The 12039-nt window shown below is 64.3% G+C and carries 10 protein-coding genes; all 10 read left to right on the top strand.

Annotated features, from left to right (window positions below):
- Nucleotides 1-110 precede the first annotated feature (110 nt).
- Complete coding sequence (locus tag P0D89_RS04345; protein WP_408358399.1) at nucleotides 111-521, top strand: rhodanese-like domain-containing protein; 411 nt, start codon at nucleotides 111-113, stop codon at nucleotides 519-521.
- Between the two features lie 303 nt (nucleotides 522-824).
- On the top strand, nucleotides 825-1796 hold the full coding sequence (ftrA, locus tag P0D89_RS04350; protein WP_408358400.1) for a transcriptional regulator FtrA: 972 nt from the start codon (nucleotides 825-827) through the stop codon (nucleotides 1794-1796).
- Nucleotides 1797-2241: 445 nt separating this feature from the next.
- Nucleotides 2242-3174, top strand: a complete 933-nt coding sequence (locus P0D89_RS04355) for a hypothetical protein (RefSeq protein ID WP_408358401.1) — start codon at nucleotides 2242-2244, stop codon at nucleotides 3172-3174.
- Nucleotides 3175-3345: 171 nt separating this feature from the next.
- The gene (locus tag P0D89_RS04360; protein WP_408358402.1) at nucleotides 3346-4560 is read left to right on the top strand and encodes a DUF2252 domain-containing protein; all 1215 of its coding nucleotides are present in this window, start codon (nucleotides 3346-3348) and stop codon (nucleotides 4558-4560) included.
- 448 nt (nucleotides 4561-5008) lie between these two features.
- Entirely contained in the window at nucleotides 5009-6412 is a 1404-nt protein-coding gene (locus tag P0D89_RS04365; RefSeq protein ID WP_408358403.1) for a GH1 family beta-glucosidase, read from the top strand.
- Nucleotides 6413-6496: 84 nt separating this feature from the next.
- Complete coding sequence (locus P0D89_RS04370; RefSeq protein ID WP_408376196.1) at nucleotides 6497-7735, top strand: ABC transporter substrate-binding protein; 1239 nt, start codon at nucleotides 6497-6499, stop codon at nucleotides 7733-7735.
- A 10-nt stretch (nucleotides 7736-7745) separates the two neighbouring features.
- Nucleotides 7746-8675 (top strand): carbohydrate ABC transporter permease, encoded by a 930-nt coding sequence (locus P0D89_RS04375; RefSeq protein ID WP_408358405.1) that lies wholly within the window; start codon nucleotides 7746-7748, stop codon nucleotides 8673-8675.
- Nucleotides 8675-9592 carry a carbohydrate ABC transporter permease gene (locus P0D89_RS04380; protein WP_408358406.1) on the top strand — a complete coding sequence of 306 codons (918 nt, stop codon included), beginning with the start codon at nucleotides 8675-8677 and terminating at the stop codon, nucleotides 9590-9592. Before P0D89_RS04375 ends, P0D89_RS04380 begins: the two co-directional genes overlap by 1 nt.
- 15 nt (nucleotides 9593-9607) lie before the next feature.
- The gene (locus tag P0D89_RS04385; protein ID WP_408358407.1) at nucleotides 9608-10771 is read left to right on the top strand and encodes an ABC transporter ATP-binding protein; all 1164 of its coding nucleotides are present in this window, start codon (nucleotides 9608-9610) and stop codon (nucleotides 10769-10771) included.
- 48 nt (nucleotides 10772-10819) lie between these two features.
- Nucleotides 10820-11875, top strand: a complete 1056-nt coding sequence (locus tag P0D89_RS04390; RefSeq protein ID WP_408358408.1) for a LacI family DNA-binding transcriptional regulator — start codon at nucleotides 10820-10822, stop codon at nucleotides 11873-11875.
- Nucleotides 11876-12039: the final 164 nt, after the last annotated feature.

A 12039-nucleotide genomic window follows, 5' to 3' on the forward strand; every position in this document is an offset into this window, starting at 1 on the left:
GAGTATCGGCGTGGCGTGATGTTACCGGAATACGTCATTTACGCCGCTAGCCGATCGGACATGAGAACGGGACAATGCGTTGCAACGCATACACGCACAAGGAGATCTGTATGTCCCCGGTTTCAGCCGTTCCGGCCGCCGACAGTGGCGCGGCGCTCGCTCACTTCAGTACGTTGTTGTCATTCGAAACCGATTGCGCTGACGTACATGCGTCACTTGAAAGCGACGACCCCCTTTCCGTCGATTTCGTACTGCTCGACGTGCGTAGCTCCGCACTTTTCGCGCGTGGCCATGTGCCGGGCGCAGTGAATCTTTTGCACGGCAAGATTGTGGCGTCGAAGCTCGCTGAGTATCCGCCCGATACTCTCTTCGTCACGTACTGCGCGGGCCCTCACTGCAACGGCGCAACGCGCGCCGCAATCAAGCTTGCTCAGCTCGGCCGCCCGGTCAAGGTAATGATCGGTGGCATCGCCGGGTGGCTCGACGAAGGTTTCCAGTTAGCTGTTGGCAGTGAAAAGTGACCCGGGGCGCGATTGGCAGGATGCGTACGCATCTTGCCAATCGTGTCTGACGGCGCATGAATTCCGTAGCCGAAACGGAGCGACTTGCAGGCGCGATGGCCGTATCGCCTAGCCAGGCCGACTTCTCAGATGAGCGACGAGGGCGACCCTGTCATGGAGTAGAGGACGATACCGGTTGGTATGCACCAGCATACGTTTGCATGTCATTTTTCTCAGTCTATGGTTAGTGACAATAGATTCTTTTCCGAGTCTTTTGCATTTTTTCCTGCTTCTATTGTGCAGGGACACCGGTAACATCGCGCCATGCACAATCACCTCGTCGTCGCGCTGGCTTACGACCGGCTCTGCACTTTCGAATTCGGTTGCGTGACCGAACTGTTCGCACTCGAACGTCCCGAACTCGGCGTCGACTGGTATCGCTTCGCGGTATGCGCCGGCGAGGCCGGGCCGATCCGCGCGGCGGGCGGCATCACGATTGCCGCGCCTTATACGCTCAAGCTGCTGGAGCGCGCCGACACAATCGTCATCCCCGGCTGGCGCGATGCGGACGAAGCGCCGCCCGAACCGCTGCTGAAAAAAATTCGCGCCGCGTACCAGCGCGGCGCGCGCCTCTGTTCGATCTGCTCGGGCGTGTTCGTGCTGGCGGCCGCGGGTGTGCTCGACGGCAAGACCGTCACGACCCACTGGCGTTATGCCGCGAAATTGCAGCAGCGCTATCCGCAATTGCGTGTGCAGCCGGATGCGTTGTATGTCGACGAAGGCCGCATCATCACGTCGGCGGGATCGGCTGCGGGACTCGACATGCTGTTGCATCTGGTGCGGCGCGATCATGGCATCGCGGTGGCGAACCGGGTCGCGCAGCGGCTCGTGGTGCCGCCGCATCGCGAGGGCGGTCAGGCGCAGTTCGTGCCGCGCCCGATGCCGCTGGACGACAGCGGCCGTCTGGCGAAGCTGATGGACTGGGTGCGCGCTCATCTGGCCGCGCCGCACACGCTGCGCTCGCTTGCCGAGCGCGCGGCGATGAGTCCGCGCACGCTGCAGCGGCAGTTTCACGACGCCACCGGCATGGCGCCTTATGAATGGCTGCTGCGCGAGCGGGTGGCGTTCGCCCGCGAGTTGCTCGAAGCGCAGGCGCAGGCGCCGTTGCCGATGGCGCGCGTCGCGGAGCTGGCGGGCTTCGGCTCCGAAGAGTCGTTGCGGCGGCATTTCCGGCGCATTGCGCTGACGAGCCCCGGCGCATATCGCAGGAGATTTGGCGTGCAGGCCGGGGTCTGACAATGCTGTGTCGCCGGGCGCGCGGGCCTGCGTCCGAGTGTGCCTGATCGTCCGATTTCTCCAGGGCCACGATGGCTGGTGCTGCGGGCGTCGCTGCCACTGCCACTGCCACTGCTTCCAACACCGCCATTGCGCCGAACCGCGCCCGACGCGCATCAGCCCGCCGCTTCGATGCCCGCAGCGTCGCTGCGCGGACGACCTACCGACGCATTTCCAGTTTATGCATATCGCATAGAGCATGACGCAGCGCGGCTGTCCGGCCAGCAGCGCGCCAGGCGACGTCTGGCGACGCCCGAACAGGTTCGCGCAATCGCTGATTTTCTGTCAGCATCACCGCCAGCAACCGTGCCGGCGCGCGTCGAGCGTGCCGCGCATCGGCGATACAGAATCAGTGCTTTGCAACCTAACGCCGGAACGCGTCCGCCGCCACGGTCTCCTCCTGCTCATGAACGTCAAAATCGTCCTCGCTGCCGCCGTGATTGCCGTATCGGGCGCAAGCACCGCGCTGATGCCGGCGCTTGGCGCCGCGCAGACGCCGCATGCCGACTCGCGCGCCGAGTTGTATCGCCGCAACCTGGTGGCGGGTAAGGACGCCCCGTGCCGCACCAATGCGTCGTGCGCGGCGCTCGGCGTGGCCGCGCTGGAAGCGGGGCGCGTCAAGGACGCGCAAACGCTGGTGGCGATGGAGGCCGCGCTCGCCGAAGCCACCGCGATGCAGGCCGCCGAAGGGAACTCGCCGAAAGCCACCAGTTCGGCACGCGCGCGCGTCGCGATGGCGCTGGTTCATCAGGGTGATGTGCAGCTGAAGCTGGGCGCGCTGTCCAACGCGCGTGCCTACTACCGGAGCGCGGCGAGCCGTGGCGACGACTATCCCGGCGACGCGCTGCTCGGCCGCGCGGTGGCCGCCGCGCGTGAACGGCTGGAAGCGATCTCCCAACAGGCGGTGGTGACGGGCGTGCCGCCGGGCGGCGCGCGCTTTAGCCGCTACCTGTTCTTCGGCGCGTGGAACAGCATCGACATGAAGCCGGTGAAAGGGCGGCGCGGCGTGTACCGGCTCGATGGTGAGTTCGTCTATCCGACCGTGGGCCCCGACGGCGAGCCGAGCGCGAACATGGGCAGTCTGTCGGCCCTCGTGCGGTTCTACGACGGCGCCGCGCGCGTGCCGATGACCGATGCGCGCGGCGATGGGCCCATCGACGCCACCGCGAAGATCGCCAACCTCGCGCCGCTCGACCAGCGCGACGACAAATGCCTGATCGAGTTCAAGCTCTCCGGGCCGGAGACGCTCGACGTTCGCACGCACGGCTCGGTGACGGCCTGCGGTTTCGGCTTCAACGTGAGCGCCGACGGACGTTACTACCTGATGACGGGTTCCTGACGGCGCCCATACGGGCCTGACGAGGTCGAAGCCTTGAAAGCCTGAACCGGCAGGATGCAGGAGTCGATGTGGTCTACAGTGCAGGATGCGCCGGCCTCGAGCTTGCTGAAGCATCCTCACCGAAGAAGCCCGCTCGAAGCCCGGTCAAGCCGCCTGTCCAACGGAACCCCCATGCCCGACATCGAGAAAATCATCGCCCGTTTCAACGCCGGCCGCGATCCCGAACGGCTCGCGATGAAATACAAAGCCATGCGCGGCTCGCCGTTCGTGTTTTTGCGCGGCACGTGTCATCTGTTCTATGAGCGCCTGCCGCGCGACAAGGTGCTCGACGACGCGCCGCCGGTGTGGATTTGCGGCGACCTGCACCTGGAGAATTTCGGCAGCTACAAGGCCGACAATCGCCTGATCTACTTCGACAACAACGATTTCGACGAAGCCTGTCTCGCGCCCGCGCTGTACGAACTGGTGCGCCTGCTGACGAGCGTGCTGGTCGGCGCGGCCGATCTCGACCTCAGCCGCGCGCAGGCGCTCGCGCTCTGCCATACCGCGGTGGATGCTTACGGCGCGGCGCTCGCGTTCGGCAAGGCGCGCTGGATCGAGGCGGAAACGTCGGTCGGCATGGTCCGCGATCTGTTCGACGCGCTGGCGAGCCGCACGCGCGCCGCGCATCTCGACCGGCGCACTGTGCTCAGGGGCAAGTCCCGCATGCTTAAAGTGGACGGCAAGAAAGCGCTGCCGGTGAGCGACGCGCAGCGTTCGGCCGTCACGCAGTTCATGCAGCGCTTCGCGGCGGAGGAGCCCAATCCCGAGTTTTATCGCATCCTCGACGTGGCGCGGCGGATCGCGGGTACCGGTAGCCTCGGCGTGGATCGCTACGTGATTCTCGTCGAAGGCAAAGGCTCGCCGGACGGCAATTTTCTGATCGACCTGAAAGAGGCGCTGCCTTCGTCGCTCGCGCCGCATCTGCACACGCCGCAACCGAACTGGCAGTCCGAGGCGCAACGCGTGGTCGAAGTGCAGCGGCGCAATCAGGCAGTGTCGCAGGCGTTCCTGCGTGCGGTCGACTTCAACCAGCGCTCGTATGTGCTGCGCAGCCTCCAGCCTTCCGAAGACCGGGTCGCGCTGAGCGACTGGAACGGCAAGCTGCCGCGGCTCGAAGAAGTGGTCAACAGCATGGCCGAATTGAGCGCGTGGGCGCATCTGCGCAGCGGCGGCCGGCAGAAATCGTCGATCGCCGACGACTTGATCGCATTCGGCAATCGCCGCGACTGGCAGTTGCCGCTGATCGGGATCGCGACCCGTTGCGAAGCACAGGTGCAGGTCGACTGGAAAGCGTATTGCGAGGCTTACGATCGCGGTGCGTTCGAGTTGGCGGTGAAGCGTTGAGCGGATTTGCTGTGGTTCGTTGTGGTGATTCGTTGTGGTGATTCGCTGGGTGAGCGAGACGGTCGGCGTTGAGCGTGTCGTGCAGCACGTATTCGCACGGTGCATTGAGCAGGTCACACGTGGCGAAAGCGCCGCGTAATCCGGCCATAGCCGCAGCGGAAGCGTACCCGCAGCGACGGCGGAAGCCGCCGCGAAACCATCGCGAGAACGCGCAAAACCGCCGCAGAACAAGTTGCGTCGGCGCGCTCCAATCACCTCTCCAATACACCCCACATCAACCGGTCGCCGAGGCCAGTCCCGCTCCAGACAAACCCCGATTGCTGCGGTGAATCCGCCGCTGATATTGTTCGCTGGTTCATGTGGAAGCGCTTCCACTCAAGTGTTTAACGAGCTTGGCGCGGCGTCTTCCATCCCACCAGGTTCCACCGATCTCAGCGTAGGAGAAGCCGTGGCAAACGACGCATCCACAGTAATCGAACCAGTCTCCCCCCAATCGCTCGCCGACCCGTTCACGCCGCCCGCGGACTCGTCGCTGTGGCGCAAGAACTTCCTGCTCGGCGCGGCCACCGCTGCGTATCAGATCGAAGGCGCGATCCACGAGGACGGCCGCCTGCCGTCGATCTGGGACACCTTCTCGGCGACGCCCGGAAAGGTGCTGGCCGGCGACACCGGCGAGGTGGCCTGCGATCACTACCATCGCTGGGAAGCGGACGTCGACATGCTGGTGGGGCTCGGCCTCGAAGGCTATCGGCTGTCCATCGCATGGCCGCGCGTGATGGACGCGGCCGGCGCGCCGAATCGCAAGGGCATCGACTTCTACAAGCGCCTGCTCACGCGTCTGAAAGACAAAGGCGTCACGACCTTCGCCACGCTGTATCACTGGGACCTGCCGCAGCATCTGGAAGATCGCGGCGGCTGGCTCAACCGCGACACCGCGTACCGCTTCGCCGACTACGCGGACCTGATGAGCCGCGAATTGTCCGGCCTCGTCGACGCATGGGCGACGCTCAACGAGCCGTGGTGCTCGGCGTATCTCGGCTACGGCAACGGCCACCACGCGCCGGGCCTCGCGAACAGCCGCTTCGCGACGCAAGCGATGCATCATCTGCTGCTCGCGCACGGTCTTGCGCTGCCGGTGCTGCGCGCCAACGACCCGCGCTCGCAAAAGGGCATCGTCGCCAACATCGGCCGCGGCACGGCCAACAGCGACAGCGCCGCCGACCAGCGCGCGGCGGAGTTGTTCGAGGTTCAGCACAACGCGTGGATTCTCGATCCGCTGCTCAAGGGCGAATATCCGCAGGCGCTGTTCGAACTGTGGCCGGGCACCGAGCCGCTCGTGCTCGACGGCGACATGAAAGTTATTTCGACGCCGCTCGACTTCCTCGGCATCAACTATTATTTCCGCACCAACGTCGCGAGCGACGGCGCGCACGGCTTCAAGGACGTGCCGCTCGAAGGCGTCGAGCGCACGCAGATGGGCTGGGAGGTGCACCCCGACGGCTTGCGCGATCTGCTGACCGGTTTCAACGAGACCTATGCGAACCTGCCGCCGATCTACATCACCGAAAACGGCATGGCCTCGGACGATCAGGTGAACGACGGCAAGGTGGACGACAGCCAGCGCATCTCGTTCCTCAAGCGCCATCTCGCCGCGGTCGACGAAGCGATCAAGGCGGGTGTCGAGGTTCGCGGCTATTTCCTGTGGTCGCTGATGGACAACTTCGAGTGGGCGTTCGGCTACGAGCGGCGCTTCGGCATCGTGCACGTCGATTACGCGACGCAGAAGCGCACGATCAAACGCAGCGCGGAACTGGTCACGAAATTTTTGAAGGAGCGTAAGGCGCGCGCATAGCGAGTGGCGAGTGGTGAAAAACAGCAAATCAAGCTGATTGGCATGTCGACTTGAAACACGGGCACAAAGCCCGGAGGAGACGGAATGAACAGCAGCAAAATGGTCTTACGAGGCGTGGTTGCGGCACTGGCGTTGTATGGCGTCGTCGCGCAGGCGGAGCCCTTGAAGGCCAACGTGATTCACTGGTGGACCTCGGGCGGCGAATCGGCCGCGATTCGCCAGTTTGCCGATGCGTATACCAAGGCCGGCGGGCAGTGGGTCGACAACGCGGTTGCGGGCGCCGATCAGGCGCGCTCCACGGCGATCAACCGGATCGTCGGCGGCGATCCACCCACGGCCGCGCAGTTCAACACGTCGAAGCAGTTTCACGACCTGATCGATCAGGGCTTGCTGAACAACATCGACGACGTCGCCGCGAAAGAGAACTGGAACACCATGCTGCCGCCGTCGATCGTCGACAGCATCAGGATAAAGGGCCATTACTACGCGGCGCCGGTCGACATCCACATGCTGGCCTGGTTCTTCTATTCGAAGCCGGTGTTCCAGAAGGCCGGCATCACCGCCGAGCCGAAGACCTATGACGAGTTCATTGCCGATCTCGGCAAGCTAAAGGCCGCAGGCGTGATTCCGCTCGCGCTCGGCGGCCAGCCGTGGCAGGAGAAGATCACGTTCGACGCGGTGCTCGCCGAAGTGGGCGGCACCGATCTGTACATGAAGGTGTACCGCGACCGCGATATGAAGGCGGTGAATTCGGACGCGTTCAAGAAGGTGCTCGTGTCGTTCAAGCGTCTGCACGATTTCGTCGATCCGGGGTCGCCAGGCCGCAACTGGAACGACGCAACCGCGCTGGTGATTTCCGGCAAAGCGGGCGTGCAGATCATGGGCGACTGGGCCAAGGGCGAATTCTCGGCGGCCAATCAGATCCCGGGCAAGGACTTCGGCTGCTTCCCCGGCTTCGGTCCGCATTCGCCGTATCTGGTGACGGGCGATGTGTTCGTGTTCCCGAAGACCGACAACCCGTCGGCGATCAAGGCGCAGAATCTGCTCGCCACGGTGATGACCTCGCCATCCGCGCAAGTCGCGTTCAGTGCGAAGAAGGGCTCGATTCCGATTCGTCCCGACGTGGACGCCAGCAGTCTCGACATCTGCGCGAAGGAGGGCATTGCGATCATGAAGGACAAGTCGCGTCAATTGCCGAATCCGGAAATGCTGCTCTCACCTGACACGCAGGGCGCGCTGATCGACGTCGTGACTAACTTCTGGAACAAGAACCAGTCGGTCGACGATGCGCAGAAAGCGTTTGCCAGCGCGTTGAAGAGCTAGGTGTCCGGCGATGCACGCGCTCAAGCTGCCAGCCGCCGGTTCCAGGCCGGGCCACAAGCCGCTCAGGAAGCGCATCTCCATCGCGGCGTGGCTGGCGCTGCTGCCGATGGTCCTGACCGTCGTGTTCGCGTATCTCGGCACGATGGTCTGGACCGCGCGTGTGTCGCTCAGCAATTCGCGCACGTTTCCATCCGGCGACTTCGCGGGCTTCACGCAATACGCACGGCTCTTCCATAACGACCGCTGGTTGCTGTCGCTGCAAAACATCGTGATCTACGGCGCGTGCTTCATCGTCGTGTGCATGGTGATCGGTTTGCTGCTGGCGATTTTCATCGATCAGCGCGTGGTCGCGGAAGGCGCGTTGCGCACGGTGTTTCTCTATCCGTATGCGATGTCGTTCGTCGCGACGGGGCTCGTCTGGCAATGGATTCTCAATCCGGAGCTGGGCGCGCAGGCCGTACTGCACAAGCTCGGCTTCGTGCACGCGCGCTTCGACTGGATCGTCGATCAGGACTGGGTGATCTACACCATCGTCATCGCGACGGTGTGGCAGGCCTCGGGCCTGGTGATGGCGCTGCTGCTTGCGGGCTTGCGCGGCATCGACGACGAGCTGTGGAAGGCCGCGCGCATCGACGGCATTCCGCGCTGGCGCGTGTATGCGAGCATCGTCGTCCCGATGCTCGGGCCGTCGATCTCCACCGCGTTCGTGCTGCTGTTCGTGATGGTCGTGAAGCTCTACGACGCGGTCGTCGCGATGACCCAGGGCGGTCCCGGCACCGCGAGCGAAGTGCCGGCCAAATTCATCATGGACTATCTGTTCGGGCGCGCCAATATCGGCCTCGCGTCGGCGGCGTCGATCGTGTTGCTGGCGACGGTGCTCGCGATTCTCGCGCCGTTCTTCTATGCGCGAAGCCGCGCGGCTTTGCGTAAGGAGGTGTGATGAACACGCTCAGTACTCCGCTCAAAGGCGGCGCGCCGGGCCGCGCGCACTCACGTCGGCGGCGCTCCGCATTCACACCGGCGCGAATTGGTGTGTACGCATTTCTGCTCACGGCGGCGCTGTTTTTCCTGCTGCCGCTCTACGTGATGCTCGTCACGTCGGTCAAGCCGATGAGCGAGATTCGCCTCGGCAATTTGCTCGCATTTCCCGCGCATTTCACGCTCGACGCGTGGAGCGCCGCGTGGCAATCCGCGTGCACCGGGCTCGATTGCAACGGCATCCGGGTCGGCTTCTGGAACTCGGTGCGCATCGTCGTGCCGAGCACCATCCTGTCGATCGTGGTCGGCGCGGTGAACGGCTACGCGCTGTCGTTCTGGCGCCCGCGCGGCGCCGGCGTGCTGTTCGGCGTGCTGCTGATGGGCGCGTTCATTCCGGTGCAGGTGATGGTCTATCCGCTCGTGCGCGTGCTGGCGAGCGTGCATCTGTTCAGCTCGCTGCCGGGTATCGTCCTGATTCACACGATCTTCGGCATGCCGGTGATGACGCTGCTGTTTCGCAACTACTACGTGTCGATTCCGCAGGAGCTGTTCAAGGCGGCGCGCATCGACGGCGGCGGCTTCTGGCGCATCTTCCTGCAACTGATGCTGCCGATGTCCACGCCGATCATTGTGGTGGCGATCATCATGCAGGTGACGAACATCTGGAACGACTTCATTCTCGGCCTCGTGTTCGCCGGCACGAAAAATCTGCCGATGACGGTGCAGTTGAACAACATCATCAATACGACGACCGGCGAACGCCTCTATAACGTCAACATGGCGGCCACCATTCTGACTTCGATGGTGCCGCTCGCGGTCTACTTCATTTCGGGGCGCTGGTTCGTGCGCGGCATTGCGTCCGGCGCTGTCAAGGGATAGGGCAAAGGCAACGGCATGACAAACATGGCTGGTGTGGCAAATGCGGCTGACGTGGGCGACGGCGCGAGCGGGGCTGACGCGGCGGATCTCACGAATCCGGCCAACGTGGCGGTGCGCAATCTGACCATTCGCCTCGGCACGAATACCGTGATCGAGAACCTCGATCTCGACGTGCAAGCCGGCGAGTTCATCGTGCTGCTCGGCCCATCGGGCTGCGGCAAATCCACGTTGCTGCACAGCATCGCCGGGTTGATCGACGTGAGCGACGGCAGCATCGAGATCGCCGGCGAAGACATGACGTGGGCCGACCCGAAAGACCGGCGCATCGCGCTGGTGTTCCAGTCGTATGCGCTGTATCCGACCATGAACGTCGAGCGCAATCTGTCGTTCGCGTTGCGCATCAACGGCACGCCGAAGGCGGAGATTGCGCGGCGCGTGGCGCGCGCCTCCGAGATGCTGCAACTCGGTCCACTGCTCAAGCGCAAACCGGCGCAACTGTCGGGCGGACAGCGGCAGCGCGTGGCGATCGGCCGCGCGATCGTACGCGAAGCCGACGTCTTCCTGTTCGACGAACCGCTGTCGAATCTCGACGCCAAGCTGCGCACCGAACTGCGCCGCGAACTCAAGCAGCTGCATCAGCGGCTCGGCGCGACGATGATCTACGTGACGCACGATCAGGTCGAGGCGATGACGCTCGCCACCCGCATCGCGGTGATGCGCGGCGGCGTGATCCAGCAGTTCGGCACGCCCGCCGAAGTCTACGCGCGCCCCGACAATCTGTTCGTCGCGACCTTCCTCGGCACGCCCGCGATGAACCTGATCAAGGGCTCGCTCGAAGAGCGCAACGGTGCGCTTCACTTTTGCATCCCGCACTGGCAACTCGACGTCTCGGCCTACCCGTTCAGACGCGCGCCGGCGCAAGGGCGCCCCCCTGTGCCCTGTGTGCTCGGCGTGCGCGCCGAAGACGTGCGGCTCGCCGAGGGTTCGAGCGAGCGCGCAAAAGTTTCGCTGGTGGAGCCAATGGGCAACCACCGCATCATCTGGCTCGACTATCATGGCGAGCAGATCGCGTCGATCGACCAGGGCAGGGCGCCGCTCACGCCTGGCGATAGCGCGACGTTCTCGTTCGACGCCGCCCACGTCTCCCTGTTCGAGGAGGCGAGCGGCGCGCGTTTGTAGCGCTGGAGACGGCGCGGTTGCAATCAACATGGCATGACGGAGAACCGCGTGGCAACACTCAAGGATGTCGCGGCACTGGCCGGCGTAGGCATGTCCACTGCCTCGCGGGCCATTTCCGGTAAAGGACCCATCTCCGCCGACGCCGCCGCCCGCGTAAAGGCGGCGATCGAGGCGCTGAACTTTCGCCCGTCGTCGATCGGCCGGGCCATGGCGACGCAGTCGCTCGGCATCATCGGGATTTTCGTGCCGACCTTTTTCGGCTCCTACTACGGCACCATTCTCAAGCAGACCGACGCCGAACTGCGCGCGGTGCGGCGACACGTGGTGGTGGCGACCGGCTGCGGAGAAGTGTCGCCGCGCGAGCAGGCGATCGAGGCGGTGCGCTTTCTGATCGGCCGCGATTGCGACGGCGTCGTGGTGATCAGCCACGATCTGCATGACGAAGACCTCATCATGCTGCATGCGATGCATCCGAGGATGGTGTTTCTCAACCGCGCGTTCGAGCAGTTGCCGGAGGCGTCGTTTTGCGCCGACCATTGGCGCGGCGGCGAACTGGCGGCGCGCACGCTGCTCGATCATGGACACCGGAACATCGCTGTGATTTCGGGGCCGTTCACTTCGTCGGACAACCAGGCGCGGCTCGGAGGCTTCTTTGCCGAACTGGCGCGTGAAGGCATTGTGCGCGACGACGTCACGCTGATCGAATCGGACTTCTCGCCGGAAGGCGGCTACGCGGCCGCGCAGAAGCTGCTCGATTCGAAGCGGCGCGCAACAGGCCTCTTCTGCGCGAACGACACGATGGCGGTGAGCGTGCTCGCGCGTCTGCACCAGGCGGGCATTGCCGTGCCGGACGAAATGTCGGTGATCGGCTACGACGACGATTACTCGGCCGCTTATGCGGCGCCCGGACTGACGTCGGTGCACATTCCGACTGCGGAACTGACGCAGAACGCGGTGCGCTGGCTGATCAACCAGTGCTACCGGACCACATGGGAAATCTTCCGCGAGTTTCCGGTGAGCGTGACGATGCGCGAGTCGGTGGGGCCGGCGCCGGGGGCGCAGGGTCCGTCGGTGAACGAAGGGCGGATTCGCAGCGGGGCGTAGCTTGATTACGGATTGTTTGCATGGCTTACGGCTTCGCTTGAGGCGTTCCCCTAATTGCCGCGTGAAGATGGCCGCCGCGCCGCTTCACGCACGAAGCCCGCAGCGGACCGCAAAGGTTTGCGGCTTGATTATTCGTGGTTTTTCCGCCGTTTCTCGACGCATTC

Source organism: Paraburkholderia sp. RL18-085-BIA-A (genome assembly GCF_046027075.1).
GTDB lineage: Bacteria > Pseudomonadota > Gammaproteobacteria > Burkholderiales > Burkholderiaceae > Paraburkholderia.